This is a genomic window from Streptomyces sp. NPDC051963 (assembly GCF_044593495.1).
Lineage (GTDB): Bacteria > Actinomycetota > Actinomycetes > Streptomycetales > Streptomycetaceae > Streptomyces.
In genome coordinates this window covers 69,053-86,229 of the sequence record NZ_JBIUCC010000013.1, presented here as the reverse complement: position 1 = coordinate 86,229, position 17,177 = coordinate 69,053, and the positions used below count along the sequence as shown (strand labels likewise).

Genomic DNA, 17,177 nt, shown 5'->3' with positions numbered 1-17,177 from the left:
TTCGTCATACGGCGAGCCGATGTCGCCCAGGTCGTCTCAGCTCACAGCCCCGCGGGGATCCGCTCGTTGACCACGACCTGCTCGATCGTCTGGCGGGCCCGGATGAGGTCGAAGCTGCCGTCGGCGCGGCGCAGCACCTCCGCCGCCTCGGGGTAGGAGTTGAAGTTCTTCATCGACATGCTGGAGCAGTAGCTGCCGGCCCGCTCGATGACGAGGTAGTCACCGATCTCCGTACGCCCCAGCGTCACCGGCGCAAGCTGCTCGACCGGCTTGTAGCTGGCGGTCAGGACATCGCCGGCGATGCAGCAGTGGCCCACGACGTTGTGCTCCTCGACGTCGTCAGCGGCGAGCGGTCCGCCGGTGGCCGGCACCGACACGATGGGGTGCTGGACACCGTAGTAGGAGGGACGGGCGATCTCCGTCAGACCGCTGTTGATCTTGAGGAAGGAGTTGCCGTCCGCCCCGGTGTCGGCCTTGTCGATGACCTTCGTCACCAACGCCCCGGCGAGCGCGGTGAGATACGTGCCCGGCTCGACCTCGGTGTGCAGTCGGCGGCCGGTCTCCTCGGCGAACGAGGTCAGCTCCTCGGTGACGACCCGGGCCCACTCGGTGTGGTCGTAGACCGGGTCGCTGAGCAGCGCCGACACCCGGTAGCCGCCGCCCAGGTCCAGTGTGTGCACGTCCTGGAGGTCACGCGCGAAGGACAGCAGCTTGCGAACCGCGTCGACGAGGATGTCCCAGTGATGGCCGGAGCCGATGTGCGACTGGAGCCGGACCAGACGCAGCCCGTGCTCCTCCAGGATCCGCTTGACCTCGGGCAGCTGCTCGTGCCAGATGCCGAAACTCGACTGGGGGCCACCACTGTTGAGGCGCCCCACCAGGCCCGAACCGAAGCCGGGGTTGATACGGATGGCGACCTCGCCGCCCGGGTAGTTGCGGCCGTACTCCTCGAGCTGGTGCAGCGAGCCCGCGTCGAACTGCAGCCCCGCGTCGATCAGTTCGCGCAGGTTCGCGTCGAAGACCGCCTCCTGCGCCGTCATCGAGATCTTCGACGGGTCGACACCCGCGATGACCGCACGGCGCGCCTCCCACACCGAGCTGGCGTCGAAGGAGAAGCCCTGCCGGGCGAAGAGCCGGATGATGGCCTGGCTGGGGCAGGCCTTGAGGGAGTAACGGACGGTCAGACCATGGGCGTTCGGCAGCGTGGACATGGTCCGCGAGGACTGCTCGATGGTGGCCTCGTCGTACACGAAGACGGGCGTTCCGAACTGCTCGGCCACCGTGCGTACGTCGTCCTCGCTGAGGAACTTCAACTGCTCCACTGCGGCGTTGCTCATCTTGGGCTCACTCCTTGGTCTCGGCGAACTCGGCCGGGCACTACAGGTATGGACAGGACGATCGGGAAGCGGTGACGGTCACGGGGCGTTCCCCGTGGCCGGCCGGTGGGGCGAGGGCTCGTCCAGGACGCGGCGGCGCACCCGCAGGCGGCGGGCATAGCCCTCGGGGTCCGCGGTGCTCAGCTGCTCGTGCAGCCGCCGCAGCCGATGGTGCGGGGTGCCCGGCCACAGATGGTGGACCGTGTGATAGCCGTCGCTGTGCGGATGGATCAACCAGCGCTGGAGGACACCCAGGTTGGTGACGGTGGAGTCGAAGACCGTGACCGCGTCGTGGTAGCTGTGCTCGCTGGTCTCGCCGATGAACCGCAGCACGGGCAGCACCAGCAGATGACCCGTCAGCCACACCGAGCACGCCACCAGCGCGGGCCCGGCCCCCCACTGCCAGGCCGCGGGCGCGGCCACCGTCAGCAGCGCCCACAGCACGGGCAGAAGCAGCCCGGCCGGGTCGGTGGCGGTCGTCCGGTACCAGCTCCGCTGGTAGGCGGCGCGACGGGCAAGGAGCGTACGTCCGTAGGCGAGCGGCCCGGACCGGTCGAGCCCCGCGATGTCGAGCTCGGCGTAGCGGCGTAGATCCGGGTCCTCCTCGCTGCCCAGCCGACTGTGGTGCAGCAGGTGCTCCGCCCGGTAGCGGGCTATGCGCTGCCCCGTCGGCACCCCGGCGAGCACGGCCGCGAAGAGGTCGTTGGCCCGCCGGTGGCTGCGGCTCCAGTTGAAGTGACTGGCCTCGTGGACCAGGCACTCCAGAGCCCTGAGCTGCCGGCCCGTCAGGACGGCGCCGAACACCACGAACAGCACACCGGCGAGCGCGCGGCCGGGCCCCGACCACCAGCCGGGCCAGGCGGCGGCCAGGGCCGCCAGCGGAATGCTCGCGTGGTCCGCACCGGCGGTCAGCACCGTGGTGACGAGCCGCGTCCGGTGCGCGTCCCGCAGCACGGGACGCACGGCGGAAGGCGCCCGGTAGCCGCGCGCGTAGCCGCGATCCGCGGGTGCGGCGGGCGTCGGACGGCTGTCGTCGGGCGGCAGTGGGCGGGCAAGCGTGTACGGCATGGTGGACTCCAGTGGGTGGCCCGGTCGGCCCCGGACGGGTACGCGGGTCAGTCGGAGGGCGGCGAGAAGTTCATCCGGACCTGCGTGCTGCGGTAGCCGGCCCGCTCGAACGCGGCCGCCATCGGCGCGTTGCCCATGTCGGTGGTGGCCGTGATGCGCTGCGCGCCGCGGTCGGCGTGCGAGCGGGTGATCTCGGCGAGCAACTCGTCGACCAGGCCACGGCCGCGCAGTTCCGGAACGACGCCCAGGTAGCCGACGTTGGGGTCGTAGGGCGTCGCGGACGGAATGGCGAACCCGGCGACGGCGCCGTCGTCGCCGCGGGCGATCCGCCACCACTCGCGCTTGCCGGGGCAGTCCCGATAGAAGTCCAGCTCGTGCTGGGCGGTGGCCCGGGCCCCCTTCGCGGCGACGTTGCGGCGGGTCTCGGCGTCCAGCGAACCCACCCCCACCCGGGCGAAGACCTCCAGGAACTCCTCGTCGGTCCCCTCGTGGAAGGTGAGCCGGGTGGGCGCGGCCGGCAGCGGGCACTCGGGCGTCCACTCCAGGCGCAGCCGCTCCACCTGCTCGGTGAGCCCCGCCGCCAGTGCCGCCTCGGTACGCCAGGACACCGCCCGGGCGACCGCCGCATCGGCACGCCAGCCATGGGACAACGTCAGGATGTACTGCGGGAGCCGGGGCGCGCCCTGCGCGGTGAAGGCGTCATGGCCCGCCCGCAGCAGATCCGTTGCGAGGCCCGTGCGGTCGCCGACGGAGCTGTCCACGTGCAGACAGTCCAGGGCCGCCGGATGCGCACTGCCGGTCTGTCCCCACCACAGCGCCCGTGCCACGATCCGCCCGCCGTCCTGCGCGACCCAGCTCCACTCGGGCCGGTACATGCCCGCGGCCAGTTCCTCGCGGTAGCGGTCGGCCGAGATCCAGCTGACCGGTTCGTCGACGCGGAACGCGGTGATGTCCGCAAGGTCGGCATCGGTGGTGGGGCGCAACAGCATGCTTACTCCAGTCGAACGTCGGGTGGCGGGGCTGATCAGGAACCCAGGGGCCCATCGGTGTGCAGGTCGGACATGGCGACGAGAATGCGGCGGTCGCCGGCGAAGGGCTCGCGGGCGTGTGTGGCCAGGAAGTTGTCCACGATCAGGACGTCCGCGCGCTGCCAGTCGAAGGAGACCGCGGCTTCCCGGTACAGGGAGCGGATCAGCTCGGCCACCTCGTCCTCGATGGGCGCACCGTCGCCGTAGTACGCATTGCGCGGCAGGCCCTCGATGCCGTACTCCTCGACGAGGATCTCCGCCACCTCGGCCGGCACATTGGACAGGTGGAACAGATGCGCGTGGTTGAACCACACCGGCTCCCCGGTCCGCGGATGCCGCGACAGCGCCTGCCGCACCGCGGTGGTGCGCAGCCCGTCCTCGCCCGTCCACGCGAACTCGGTGCCCGACTGACGGCAGTACGCCTCGACCTCGGCCCGGTCGGTGGTCTGGAAGACCTCCTGCCAGGGCTGGTCGATGTCCGGCCCGTAGTTGCGCACATAGCGCACCCCGTGCCGCTCGAACCGCTCCCGCACCTCGGCCGGGATCCGCGGCAGCACCGTCCGCTCGCTGGCCACCGGGGTGGCCCCGCCGACGGGGGAGGGCAGATCGCCGTAGAAGTAGAGCGTGCTCGGCCAGTTGTGCGAGTAGCTCATCTCGTGGTGGAAGGGGATCCACTGGTCCGCGCTGAGCTCGGTCGAGGTGAACACCTTGTCGGCGACCTCGGTGCGGGTCGCCGCCCGCTCCAGATAGCCGAGCAGCTCGGGGGAGAAGGCACGGGCGGCCCGCCCGAACTCCTCGGGGCCCGGTACGTCGAAGCCGCGCAGCAGCAGCGCCCCGTACCGGTCGAGATCGTCGCGCAGCTGCGCGCGGCGGCCGGAGACCCAGCCGTCGAGGGGCACCGAGGGCTCGGTCGCCTCGATCGCGAGGAGGAACGGCTCGTCGTCCAGCGGCCGGGCGCGCACCGGACCGGTGGCGGACGCGGGCGCGTGCGGGGCGGTACGGGCAGTCATAGGGCGACCTCGGGGGAGTCGGCGGCCGAAATGGGGTCCGCCATGGCCGTGAGGATGCGGCGGGGCCCCTCGAAGGGCTCACGGGCGTGGGCGACGAGCATGTTCTCCACGGCCAGTACGTCGCCCGGACGCCAGTCGAAGCCGGTGGTCTCCGCCTCGAACGCGGCCCTCAGCTCGGCGAGCGTGGCGTCCTCGATCGGGGAACCGTCGCCGTAGTAGGTGTTGTACGGCAGGTCCTGCTCGTCCAGCGCCTCCCGCAGACCGGCGCTGACCTCGTCGGGCAGCGAGGTGATGTGGAAGAACAGCGCGTGGTTGAACCAGGTCCGCTCCCCGGTGACCGGATGACGGCGCACCGCCGGCCGGACCTGCCGGGTCCGCAGATGGTCCTCGTCCACCCACTCGGCGGTGATGTCCGCGGCCGCGCAGTACGCGTCGACCTCCGCCCGCACATCGGTCTGGAAGGCCTCCTGCCACGACAGGCTGATGCCCGGCAGATAGTTGCGCACATAGCGCACCCCCAGGCGCTCGAACCGCTCCAGCGTGGCGGGGCTCAGACGGGCCAGGATCCGGCGGGAGTCGGCCAGCGGGGTACGGCCGCCGCGCAGGGCGGCGCGCTCGCAGAAGAACACGATGCGCATGGGCCACTTCGACGTGTACGACTGCTCGTTGTGCAGCAGGATCGGCTGGTCCGCGGGGTACTCGGTGGACGTGTACACACCGTCGGAGACCCGGCTGCGCGGCGACGAGCGCTCGCCGTAGGCGAGGACCTGGCCCGACAGGGCGTCCATCACGGCCCGGAAGTCCTCCGCCCCGGACACCTCGAAACCGCGGAAGAGCACCGCACCGGCCGTCCGGGCCAGCGTGTCGACGTCCTCTTGGTGGTCCCTGATCCAGTCGGGCAGACTCTCCCCGGCCTCCCCGGCCTCGATGAGCGCCGGCAGTGAACGGCCTGCCCACTCCTGCGCGACGCGGACCGGAGTCCGCAGCGAATCGGTCACGGCAACTCTCCCCTCAGGTTGGTCAGCCGCTCTCAGCGGCGGTACTGGCTGCGGTCGATCCGCGGGATCGGGCTCTGTCCGGCGGGCTGGAGCTCCTTCGCGGCGACCTTCTCCTCGACCGACGCCGCGAGGCCCGCCAGGCTCGGCGTCTTGAAGAACTGGCCGATCTGCAACCCCACCCCGAACTCCTTGCGAATCCGGGAGATCGCCCGGATCGCGAGCAGCGAATGCCCGCCCAGTTCGAAGAACGAGTCCCGCAGCCCCATGCGCGGCACCTCGAGGAGCTCCGCGCACAGGTCGGCCAGGCGGATCTGCACCTCGGTCACGGGCGCCTCGAACTCCGCCTCGGACGTGCCGGGTGCCTCGTCCGGGCCCGGCAGCGCGGCCAGATCGACCTTGCCGTGTGCCCCGGTCGGCCAGCGGTCGAGCACGAACAGCTGCGCCGGGACCATGACGGCGGGCAGCCGCTCCGCAAGGAACTCCCGCAGCCGCGCCGTCAGTTCCGCGTGGTCCGGCGCGTCCGAGGTGACATAGCCGAGCAGTTGCGGCCCGTCCGTGCCGGCGTGGACGGTGACCACGCTGCCGGTGACCGCCGGATGGCCGCGCAGCACGGCGGCGGTCTCGGCCGGCTCCACCCGGTTGCCGCGGATCTTGACCTGCTCGTCCGCGCGGCCCAGGAACTCCAGTGAGCCGTCCGCGCGCATCCGGGCCCGGTCCCCGGTGGCGTACAGCCGGCGGCCGGACGCGAACGGATGCGGCACGAACCGCTCGGCGGTGAGCCTCGGACTGCTCAGGTAGCCGCGGGCCAGCTGGACCCCGCCGATGTACAACTCGCCCGTCACGCCGACCGGTTGCGGCCGCAGCGCGTCGTCGAGGACGTACACCTCGGCGCCGGGCACCGGCCGGCCGATCGGCACCCGGCCGTGCGAGGGCCCGGTGACCTTCCCGGACGTCACATCGATGACCGCCTCGGCGGGGCCGTACTGGTTGACCAGCTCGGCGTGCCCGAAGCGGTCCAGGATCCGCTCGGCCAGCGGGGCCGACAGCTCCTCACCACCGCTGAGCAGCAGGCGCAGCGAGGGGTGCGCACCGGGCGGGGCGTCGGCGAAGACCTGCAACAGGGACGGCACGAAGTGGCACACGGTCACCTCGGCCCGGTCGATCAGCTCGCGCAGATACTCCAGGTCCCGGTGCCCGCCGTCCTTGGCGGCGACCACCGTGGCGCCGGTGACCAGCGGCAGCAGCAGCTCCCACATCGCCACATCGAAGCCGAGCGGCGCCTTCTGAAGCACCCGGTCGCCCGGTCCGGGCCGGAAGTCGCGCTCCATGCCGAGCAGCCGGTTCACCAGCCCCGCCCGGGTGTTGAGCACGCCCTTGGGGCGGCCCGTGGTGCCGGATGTGAACAGCAGATAGGCGCCGCTCTCATCGGCGGGAGCGGCCGGGGCCGGGCGCGACCCGGGCAGTGCGGCGGTCTCCTCGCCCGTCACCTCGACCGTCTCGGGTCCGGACACCAGCGCCGTGTAAGGGGCCGTGGACAGCACCAGGCGGGGCGCGCCCTCCTCGGTGAGCTGCGCCAGCCGGGCCGGGGGATAGCCGGGGTCCAGCGGCAGCAGCACCGCGCCGGCCTTGAGCACGCCGAGCGCGGCGGCGGCCAGTTCCGCGCCGCGCGGCAGGCACACGCCCACCACGTCCTCGGCGCCGATGCCCCGCCCGGCCAGCAGATGCGCGATCCGGTTGGCCCGCTCGTCGAGTTCGCGGTAACCGACCTGCTCGCCGGTCCCGTCGTCGAGCACCGCCAAGGCCGTCGGGGCGGCGTCGACCCGGGCCTCGAACCACTCGGGCACCGAAGGCCCGCTCAGCGCGTCCGCGCGGATCCCGGACAACTCGCCGACGATGTGCTGCCGGTCCTGCTCGCCGAGGACCGGCAGATCGCGCAGCGCCGTGTCGGGTGCGGCCGCGGCCGCGGCGAGCAGTGTCTCGAAGGCGGTGGCGAGTGCCTGCACGGTCCGTCGGTCGAACAGCTCCGTGGAGAACTCCAGCCGTCCGGTCAGGCCCCCGTCGCCGTCCGGCGCCAGCTGCACCGACAGGTCGCACCGTACGGTCCCGATCAGGGCGGGCAGCACCTCGCACTCCAGGCCCGGCAGGGCGAAGTCCGGGGCGGGCGTGTTGTGCCATGCCAGCCAGTGCCGGGCGATCGCGGTCTGTCCCGAGGTGTCACGGGCCGTCTGGAGTTCGGCCACGATCCGCTCGAAGGGCACGTCCTGGTGCGCGTAGGCCTCGTTGCAGACGTCTCGGGTGCGGTGCAGCAGCGTACGGAAGGAGTCGTCGTCCTCGGCCCGGATGCGCAGCGGCAGCGTGTTCACGAAGAAGCCGACGATGCCTTCGAGCTCGGCCCGCCGGCGTCCGGCCACCGGGGTGCCGACCACCACGTCGTGCTGTCCGGACCAGCGGCCGAGGACCGTGGCCCAGGCCGACGACAGGGCCATGAACAGCGTCGACTGGGAACTGTCGGTCAGCGCGCGCAGCGCTTCGGCAGCCGGCCGTGACACCGTCAGGGGCACCGTGTCGCCCGCGTAGCTGCGCTCCGCGGGACGCGGTCGGTCGGTGGGGACCTCGGTCGTCGGGAGGTCCGTCAACTGCCGACGCCAGTACGCGAGTTGGTCGGAGAGCGTCGACTGTTCCAGGTGCTCGCGCTGCCAGGCCGAGAAGTCCGCGTAGCTCAACGGGAGTTCCGGCAGAGCCGCCTCGCCGTCCGCGGCGAGCTGCCCGTACAGCGTGGCGAGTTCACCCATGAGCAGGCTCAGCGACCAGCCGTCCACCGCGATGTGGTGCACCGACAGGACCAGCACCCACTCCGGCGACGCGGCATCGTCCATTTCGAGGAGCACGGCGCGCAGCAGCGGCGGGGTGGCCAGATCGAAGCCCACGGAGGCCGCCTCCCGGACCCGCTGCGGCACCGAGGCGCGGGAGGTGCGCACCACGGGCACCTCGACCGGGACGCTGCCCGGGACCCGGATGTGCTGCACGACGCCGTCGTTCTCCTCGACGAGGCCGGTACGCAGTACCTCATGACGGTCCACCAGCATCGCGACGCAGCGCCGCAGCAGCTCCACATCGAGTTCGCCGCGCAGCCGCAGCGCGCCCGAGCCCACATACATGGGTGAACCCGGCTGAAGCCTGTCCACGAAGTACAGGCGCTCCTGGCCGAACGACAGGGGCGCACTCGAGCGGTCGCCGGTACGGGGCGTCACTCGCCCCTCGTCGCGGCCGACGCCGTCCGCGTCCAGCAACTGGTCCAGGAGCCTGCGCTGTTCGACGGAGAGCCGGGCACCTTGCGGCTGCTGGGTCTGCATGAGTCCTCCAGATTTCTTCGAGGGGCCCGTGAGGGGCGCGGGGCTTCCGGCGGAGCGCTCAGGCGGAGTTCGTCCGTGCCATCGCGCGGCGCAGACTCAACGGGCGCATGTCCGTCCACACCCGGTCGATATGGGCCAGGCAGGTCTCGCGGTCACCGGTGGTGCCCTCGGCGCGCCAGCCCGGCGGCAGCTGGGCGGCGGCGCGCCAGATGGAGTACTGCTCCTCGTCGTTGACGACCACCGCGTAGGTGGTGACGTCGTCGGTGGCCTCGGTCATGCGTTCCTCCGTGATCCGGTGTACTGGTGCGGCAGGGCGGCAGGTGCCAGCGGCGCGCGTGTCCGAACGGCTCCCAACCTGGCCCATCCGGCCGCGTCTGTGGTGTCGGGAGTTCTACCGACCACGCCGGGCCGGGACCCTGACACCCCGGCTTGAACGGTCCAACTGCCCACGGCGACGGCGAGCCGGTCGGAACGGCCGACCATCGCCGCCACTTCGGCCCGGGACTGGACGTGAAGCTTCTGGAATATCCGGCCGAGATACGTCTCGACGGTCTTGTGGCTGAGTTCGAGCACCCGGGCTATCTGCTGGTTCGTGCGCCCCGCGCTGACCAGCACGGCGACCTCCGACTCCCGCCGGCTCAGCTCGTCCAGACTCCTCGCGGGCTCCTCGGGGTCCCGGCCCGGCACACCGGGCGGGCCACTCGGGACGGTGCCGCCGGCCGCCGCGCCGACCGTCTGCTCCTTGAGCCGCAGGGCCTTCGACAGCAGGTCCTCGCTGCCGACCGCCGCGGCCCCGGCCTCGGCGCAGGCGGCGTGCCGGGCCGCGCCCGCCAGGTCCCCCAGGTTCATCTGAAGCGCCCCCAGCGCCAGGGCGAACAGCGGTATCTGGCCGGCCAGTCGGCGGGACTCAGCGATCCGCAGCCCGCGCTCGTACAACGCGCAGGCCGCTGCCGGCCGGCCGAGCACCGACTCGGCGGTGCCCAGCCAGTACAGGCCCTCCAGCTCCTCGGCGAGTTCGGCGTCCGGTGCGGACCGCAGCAACTGCCGGGCGGCACCGGCCCTTCGCTCGGCGTCCGCCGTCCTCGCGGAGCGGGCGGCGGCCGCGGCCGCCTGGGCGAGCAGCCGCCCGCGCAGTGCGCGGGGCGCCGCGGCGGGCACCGGGGGCGCGGCGCCGTCCGCGGTCCGCGGGGTGCGGCCGGCCCACAGGTCCTGTTCGAGCCGGGCATGGCGCAGCAGGTCCGCCGGCCCGGACGCGTCCGTCCCCCATTCCTCCAGCGCGTCGGCGATCTCCGCCTCCGCCCGGTCGGGACGGCCGAGCAACCGATGCGCCTGGGCATGCCGGTACACCGCCTGGGCCCGCAGCTCGCCGTCCGACGCGTCGCACAGCGGGCCGAGCACCGCAAGCGACTCGGCCGGACAGCCGGCGAGCAGCAACGCCTGCCCCAGCAACAGCCGTTCACGTGGCGCCATCGCCCCAGTGCCCCGGAACGACGTCGCCGTCCGTATCCACGAAACGGCCTGCGCGGGGTCGACCCACAGCTGACGTGCAGCGGCATCGAGCAGCACCCGAGCACTGCTCTGATCCCTGATCGCGGCACTGCGCTCCAAGTGCCGCGCCAGATCGGTGTGCTCATACCGCGGCCCGGCCCCCGTGACACGGCCCACGACCCCGGTCCCGGACAGCACGGTGTACGACTCCGAGCCACCCACGACCGAGCGAACACCGAGCCCGGCCACACCGGAACCAGACAAGCCGCCGTCCGCCGCACCGTCCCACGCCGATTCCGCGCGCGGTGCCGATTCCGCGCGCGGTGCCGATTCCGCGCGCGGTGCCGATTCCGCGCGCGGTGCCGATTCCGCGCGCGGTGCCGATTCCGCGCCCGGTATCGACTCCGCGCCCGGTATCGACTCCGCGCCCGGTGCCGGCTCAGCCGCCCCCGAATGCCCCGCTGCCGGGGTGAGCTTCGGCGCCCGCGAAGGCTGCGCTGCCAGGGTGGGCTTCGTCGTCCCCGAAGGGTCCGTTGCCGGGGTGAGCTTGGTCGTCCCCGAAGGTTGCGCTGCGGGGGAGGGCTTCGCCGCCCTCGAAGGCTGCGCCGCCTGGGTGAGCTTTGCCGCCCGGGAAAAGTCCGCTGCCGGGGAGGGCTCAGTCGTCCCCGAATGCCCCGCTGCCGGGGTGAACCCCGCTGTCCCCGAAGGCCCTGCCGCCGGGGTGAGATCCACCGTCCCCCAAGGCCCCGCCCCCGATAGCGTCGCCGCCCCCGAATGCTCCGCCGCCGGGGAGAGTTCCACGGCGCCCGAAGGTTCCGCCTCCGAAAGCCCCGCCTCCGAAAGCTCCACCCCCGAAAGCTCAGCCCCCATAGGCCCCGCCCCCGGGAAGCGCTCCACCGCCCCCGAAGGCCCCGCCCCCGAAGGCCCCGCCTCCGAACGGCCCGCCTCCGAAAGCCCAGCCCCCATCGGCCCCGCCCCCCATACCTCCTCCGCCGACTCCTCCAGCCGCTTCGACAGCTGCTCCGCGGCCGCGGCATGGGCGCCGAGCAGCCAGCCCGGGCCTGCGGACTGGTACGCGGCCACCCGTAGCAGCGGGTTGCAGAATCGCCATTGCCAGGGGAGTTCGCCGGGGCGCAGCAGCTCCTCGTGGACCAGTTCGTCCAGCGCGCACCACAGGACGGTGCCGTCCAGCCGGGCGATCTCCTTGAGGTCATCGGGGTCGAAGGGTTCGCTCAGTACCGCGGCCGCCCGTACCACCTGCCAGGCCTCGGCGGACAGCGCGCGGAACTCCCCGAGGGCCTTGGCGAGCAGGCCCGCGGGCAGTGGCTGGGCCCATCCCGCCGCCCCCGGCACCTGCCCGAGGCGGGCGAAGGCGCGCAGCAGCCCGGGGCTGCGCCCCGACTCGTGCAGGAGCGTCTCGCACTGCACCCGGCTCAGTTCGGCCGGCAGCAGCGAGATCGCCTCCTCCTCGGTGAGCCGCGCGGGCCGGACCCGCAGCAGGCCGCCCCGGTCGGCGCACCGGGCGAGCAGCCCGGTCAGGGTGCGGTCCGCGGGCCGGCCGCGATGGGCGAGGACGAGCAGGAACGGGGCGTCGACGGGGTGTTCCAGCAGATGGCCGAGCAGCTGAAGCGAAGCCTCGTCGGCCCACTGCACATCGTCGAGGGCGAGCACCAGACCGCCGTCACCGGCCAGCGTCCGCAGCAGCGCCCGCATCGCACGGAACAGCTGGAACGGCTCGGCACCGGCGGTGACGGCGCCCGGCGCCGCCGCGGCCAGGGAGGGGAACAGGGCGGTGAGCCGCGCGACATGGTCGACACCGCGGCCCTCGACACGGTCGGTGTCGAGATGCTCGACGAGGTCCTCGAGCGCGTTCACGAAGAGGCCGAACGGCATGACGGGACCGCCCGGTTGGGCAGCCGCCGACGCCACGCTCCAGCCCCGGGCGGCGGTTTTCCTGGTGAGGTCTTCGAGCAGGGCGGTCTTTCCCGACCACCGTTCGGCGGCGATCTCCACGACACTCATCGCGGGCGGCGCGTCACCCGCGAAAAGCGCCTGTTCGAGAATCTCCTCGGCGGTGCGGACCGGAATCGGTGAATCATCGGTCTCGTGCTGCATCGGCCATTTCCAGTTGGCATTTGTCAGGGCCGTTCAGGGTGCGGAACTGCGAGGCACATGTGCTCAGTGGATGGGCCACGGCGTTCGGAGAAGGGCCACTCGAATAAGGGCGCGGCAAGAGAAATGACGGGCGCCGTGCGGAACTCGGTGATGTTCCGGGACGAGGTTGATTTCTGGACAGTAACCCCCGCCCCGACGCGACGGCGGAGATCTCAAGCGGATCTCAGGGTGAACTGGACCGTCGACCGAGTGCCCGCCACCGACCCTCCGGGCGCAGGCGGCGCGGCTCGGCGGCCCTCCCGATCAGGCGCCCCGCCCGTACTCTCCCTCGACCCCCGCTCAAGAGCCCGTGCAGCGCCCACCGGCCCTCCGTTTCCGTGTGCCACTCTCGGTCGTGCGCTCCGCGACCGGCCGCCGCCGACACCCGAGGCCCGTCCGGTTCACCACCTTCACCCCACCCGGAAGCGAAGGGGGATCACATGACGACCCCGCTGGCCGACGACGCCGAGCTGGCCGTCCAACTGCCCGCTCTGGCCGGATACTTCGCGCCGCTGACCGTGCCGGACCCCGTCGAACTGCCCCATGTGCAGCAGCTGTGCGAAGTGTCCGACGCCTACCGCTCGGACGCCGAGGCGGACGCCTTGTTCGTGGCCGCGCTGCGGGAGACCATCGGCTGGCACATCCGCCGCTCGGACTTCTACCGCCGGCTGTGGGACGCCGGCGGGGCCGTGCTGCCCGGTCACCTCGACGATCTGCCGGGCCTTCCCTTCGTCCATGTGAATCTGCTCAAGAGGCATCGGCTCGGCTCGATCCCGGAGCAGGACGTCGCCATGCGGTACACCTCCTCGGGCACCGGCGGCGAACGTACCGAGATCGGCTTCGACACCTGGACGCTGCGCTCCGCCGAGCGCATGGACGCCTGGACGATGAAGGCACTCGGCCTGCTGGACGTGCACCGGCCCGCCAACTACCTGGTCTACGGCTACGAACCCGACCCCCGGCTGACCGTCGGCGCCGCCCGCGGCCTCAGCGAACTCTGCGACTTCGCTCCGGTCGCCGACGCGGTGCACGCCCTGCGCAACACCGGCGACGGCCACGAGTTCGATCCCATGGGCGCCGTCGACACCCTCCTCGCGTACGCCGCCGGCGGCGGGCCCACCCGCATCGTGGGCTTCCCCGCGTTTCTGCACGCCACCCTCGAGCGCCTTCAGACCATGGGCGTGCCCCGGCTGGAACTGGCCGAAGGCTCCCTCGTGCTGACCGGCGGCGGCTGGAAGGGCCACGCCGACCGGGCCATCGGCAGAGCCGAACTGCGGGCCGCCGTCGAGGACCGCCTGGGCATCCCCGCCGAGCGCCAGCGCGATGTGTACGGCTCGGTCGAACACCCCTTGTTCTACGTCGAATGCGCCGCCCACCACTTCCATGTGCCCGTCTGGTCCCGCTGCGTGGTGCGCGACGTCGCCACACTCGCCCCGCTGCCCCACGGCAGCCCCGGCTACCTTCAGTTCCTCACCCCCTTTCCCACGGCCCTGCCCTCGCACAGCATCCTGATGGCCGACCTCGGGACCCTGCACCCGCCCGGCGACTGCTCGCTCGCCACCCCGTGGTTCGAGGTCCACGGCCGGGCCGGTGTGCGCCGCAACCGCAACTGTGCCGTCGCGGCGGCCGAGCTCCTGGAGTCGAGGTGAAGAGCGTCCGGCGGACCACGCCCTACTACTGGCAGGGCGTCTGGATCGACGAGGCCGAGGCGGAACGCCGGCTCGCCACCCTCACCGGGTCCCTGCCGCCGGCCGCGCGGCCACTGGACCCGCACGTCGTCATCGCCGCCTGCGGCCGCCTGGGGGCCCGCCTCGGCGATGCGTCCACACCTGAATACGCCCGGCTGCACGGCGAGTTGACCGACCCGCTCGGTTCCGCCCTGCCTGCCGAGGACGCCACCGACCAGCTCGCCGCGGTGGCGGCGGCGCTCGACACCGGCCGGCTGAGCGCGCAGCTCGACGCGGAGCTGCCCGACACCCCCCGCACAGGAGAGCACCACGTCCCCGGAGCCGGCCGGGCCCGGGAACGCTGGCTCCCCGTCGGCACCCTGGTGCACATCGCGCCGTCCAATGTGGCCGTCGCCGGCTTCCTCAGCACCGTCGAAGGGCTGCTCGCCGGCAACACCAACCTGGTCAAGACCGGGGGCGCCGACGGCCTGTTCACACAGCTGGCCCTCTCCCTGCTCGGTGACGCCGACCCCACCGGCCGGATCCGCGAACGCACGGTGGCCCTGCGTTTCTCCTCCCGTGAGACCGGCTGGCTCACCCGGCTCTGCCGGCCCGCGGACGCCATCGCCGTATGGGGCACCGAAGAGGCCGTCGCGGGCGTGACCCGGCACGCGCCGGCCGGCTGCCGCATCATCGACTGGGGCCCGAAGATCTCTGTCGCCTACCTCGACCGCACCGAGCCGCCCGTCCCGGACCTGCTGCGCAGACTGGCCCGGGACACCCTGCACAACGCCCAGCGCACCTGCACCAGCCCGCAGATCCTCTACGTCGACACGGCGGACCCGGAGCGGGTGTTCGCCGTCGCCGATGCCATGGCACGGGCCTTGGACACGGTCGCCCCGGGCATCGCGGTCCGCACCCCCTCCACGGCCGAACAGGCGGAGATCACCAATGTGGTGACCGTCGCCACCCTGGAGCAGCATCTCGATCTGACCCGTATCACCAGCGCTCCGGACGGCCGTTGGCACGTCCTGGCCGACATCCGCCCGGCCCCGACCGCCTCCCCGCTGTACGGCACCCTCTGGGTCAAGCCCCTGCCGCGCGAGAACATCGTCTCCACGCTGCATCCGATGCGCCGCTACCTTCAGACCGTGGGACTCGGTTGCGCCCCCGGCGCCGCGGAGGAACTAGCCGACGCCTTCTTCCGCGCCGGCGCCCTGCGCATCACCCCCATCGGCGAGATGCTGAACACCTACCCCGGTGAGCCCCACGACGGTGTCCTCGCCCTCCAGCGCTACAGCCGCCGCGTCTCCTTGCTCACCGCACCGTGGCCGACCGGGGAGGGCGAGCAGTGCGGATAGCCATCGTGGGCGGCGGCGCCACCGGCACGAGCGTCCTCGACTCCCTCGTACGGCATCACCGCGGGCCGGGCCGGTTGAGGGTCACGATGTTCGAGATGGACGAAAGACCCGGGCCCGGGCGGGCATTCGCGCCGGGCAGCCGTACGGCCGGTCTCAACCAGCCCGCGGGCGGGATCACCCTCCGGCCCGACGAACCGGACCACTTCCTCGACTGGCTCGCCCGCCGTGCGGGACCGGCCGTGGACCCCGATGCCTTCCTGCCGCGGGAGACCTTCGGCCGCTACCTCGAAAGCGCCTTGCGAGCCGCGCTGTCGTGCGGGCCGGACCGTGGGGTGCACGCGGGGCTCGTCACCGACCAGGTGATGTCGCTGGACCGCGCGGGCGGGCGCTTCGGTGTCCGCACCGCGACCGGGGCCCGCCACAGCTTCGACGCCGTGTTCCTGTGCACCGGAAGCTCGTCGCCGACGGACGTGTACGGCCTTTCAGGTCACGCGGATTTCACGGCCGATCCCTATCCGTTGCGGCCCATGTCGCAGCGTATTCCGCCCGATGCGACGGTTGCCGTCCTGGGAACCGGACTCAGCGCCGTGGACGCCGTACTCGAATTGGCGATTCGGGGCCATCGAGGCCCACTGCGCATGTACTCACGCAGCGGGCTCCTGCCCGGCGTCCGCAATCACGGCACGAAATCCCGACTCGTCCTGGACTGGCCGCGAGCGGTGCAGGAGACCATCACGCGGCACGGCAGGCTGAGACTGCGTGACATTTACGACCTGGTGGTCCGGGAAATGGCCGCCCATTCCCTCCCGGCAAGCCTTCTCCACCAGGAATTCGATCCCCACGAGCACGCGCACGACCGGCTCGCACGGCAGCTCGGCGCGGCCCGGCGGGGCGATGCCTGGCACGCCCTGCGGAACGAGATCGTCATGGCGGTGCTCGAAGGAGAGGGCGTCTGGGACCACGTCGACACCGTGACCCGCCGGGTCCTGCGCAGATGGCACACGGTGCTCCTGTCCGCGTGCGCACCCCTGCCGCTGCCCTCGGCCGGCACCCTCGACTCCCTCATCGCCCGTGGCCGGTTGAGCGTCGAGGCCGGCATCCAGGACATCACCCCGCGGCGCGACGGGCCGGGCTTCGTGATCCACACCCGTACCTCGCGGCAGACCGCCGACCACGTCGTGAACACCATCCGGCCCCACACCGTCCCCACCCCGGATCGCGTCGCCGCGGCGGTGGCCTCACTCCTGACGAACCGGCTGGCCGTGGCAGACCCCTTGGGCGGTCTGCGGATCGCCCCGGACACGAACGAGCTGATCGCACCCTCCGGGGAGGTGACACGTCACCTCTACGCCTTCGGCCAACTCGCCTTCGGCGAATGCTACTTCGCCTCCAGCAGCCTCCACGTGATCACCCGCCGAGTCGAGCACACGGTCGCTCGGCTACTGGCCGAATCGTCGGCTCCCCGGCCCACGGTCACGCGCCGCCCCTACGCCCCGAGCGCCTGACCGACCGACCCGGCGCCGGATGTGCGGCAACCCCGGCCATCGCCCCGTGCGGAAGCCGGCACCCGCAGCCCGTCGAGCGCACGGTCGCGCGTCTACTGACCGGCCCCCCGCCTCCCCGCCCCGCGAAAACACACCGCCCCTACGCCCCGAGCGCCTGACCGACCGACCC

11 protein-coding genes are annotated in these 17,177 nt (G+C 72.4%); 3 read left to right on the top strand and 8 right to left on the bottom strand.

Translation table 11 applies throughout. The annotated features are described in order from the left end of the window. Positions 1 to 41 precede the first annotated feature (41 nt). From ACIHFB_RS41590 to ACIHFB_RS41555, 8 genes are all read right to left on the bottom strand, one after another. The gene (locus tag ACIHFB_RS41590; protein WP_365284707.1) at positions 42 to 1,337 is read right to left on the bottom strand and encodes a diaminopimelate decarboxylase; all 1,296 of its coding nucleotides are present in this window, start codon (positions 1,335 to 1,337) and stop codon (positions 42 to 44) included. Between the two features lie 78 nt (positions 1,338 to 1,415). After that, positions 1,416 to 2,444: a fatty acid desaturase family protein gene (locus ACIHFB_RS41585; protein WP_400129596.1), complete on the bottom strand. Its 1,029-nt coding sequence runs from the start codon at positions 2,442 to 2,444 to the stop codon at positions 1,416 to 1,418. 47 nt (positions 2,445 to 2,491) lie between these two features. Next, complete coding sequence (locus tag ACIHFB_RS41580; RefSeq protein WP_365284712.1) at positions 2,492 to 3,433, bottom strand: GNAT family N-acetyltransferase; 942 nt, start codon at positions 3,431 to 3,433, stop codon at positions 2,492 to 2,494. A gap of 35 nt (positions 3,434 to 3,468) precedes the next feature. Further along, positions 3,469 to 4,482, bottom strand: coding sequence for a TauD/TfdA family dioxygenase (locus ACIHFB_RS41575; protein ID WP_365284714.1), 1,014 nt, complete (start codon positions 4,480 to 4,482; stop codon positions 3,469 to 3,471). Beyond that, entirely contained in the window at positions 4,479 to 5,480 is a 1,002-nt protein-coding gene (locus ACIHFB_RS41570; RefSeq protein ID WP_400129595.1) for a TauD/TfdA family dioxygenase, read from the bottom strand. Before ACIHFB_RS41570 ends, ACIHFB_RS41575 begins: the two co-directional genes overlap by 4 nt. A gap of 32 nt (positions 5,481 to 5,512) precedes the next feature. After that, a complete protein-coding gene (locus ACIHFB_RS41565) occupies positions 5,513 to 8,833 on the bottom strand; it encodes an amino acid adenylation domain-containing protein (RefSeq protein WP_400129594.1) in 3,321 nt (1,106 codons plus the stop codon). Positions 8,834 to 8,891: 58 nt separating this feature from the next. Then, positions 8,892 to 9,110: an MbtH family NRPS accessory protein gene (locus ACIHFB_RS41560; RefSeq protein WP_365284720.1), complete on the bottom strand. Its 219-nt coding sequence runs from the start codon at positions 9,108 to 9,110 to the stop codon at positions 8,892 to 8,894. Further along, positions 9,107 to 12,436, bottom strand: coding sequence for an AAA family ATPase (locus ACIHFB_RS41555; protein WP_400129593.1), 3,330 nt, complete (start codon positions 12,434 to 12,436; stop codon positions 9,107 to 9,109). Before ACIHFB_RS41555 ends, ACIHFB_RS41560 begins: the two co-directional genes overlap by 4 nt. 479 nt (positions 12,437 to 12,915) lie before the next feature. On the opposite strand from ACIHFB_RS41555, the gene ACIHFB_RS41550 reads away from it, so the two are divergent. The 3 genes from ACIHFB_RS41550 to ACIHFB_RS41540 are packed head-to-tail and all read left to right on the top strand — an operon-like array spanning position 12,916 to position 17,008. Then, positions 12,916 to 14,124, top strand: a complete 1,209-nt coding sequence (locus ACIHFB_RS41550; RefSeq protein WP_400129592.1) for an acyl-protein synthase — start codon at positions 12,916 to 12,918, stop codon at positions 14,122 to 14,124. Next, positions 14,121 to 15,503 (top strand): acyl-CoA reductase, encoded by a 1,383-nt coding sequence (locus ACIHFB_RS41545; RefSeq protein WP_400129591.1) that lies wholly within the window; start codon positions 14,121 to 14,123, stop codon positions 15,501 to 15,503. Before ACIHFB_RS41550 ends, ACIHFB_RS41545 begins: the two co-directional genes overlap by 4 nt. Then, positions 15,494 to 17,008, top strand: coding sequence for an FAD/NAD(P)-binding protein (locus tag ACIHFB_RS41540; protein ID WP_400129590.1), 1,515 nt, complete (start codon positions 15,494 to 15,496; stop codon positions 17,006 to 17,008). Before ACIHFB_RS41545 ends, ACIHFB_RS41540 begins: the two co-directional genes overlap by 10 nt. Positions 17,009 to 17,177 lie beyond the last annotated feature (169 nt).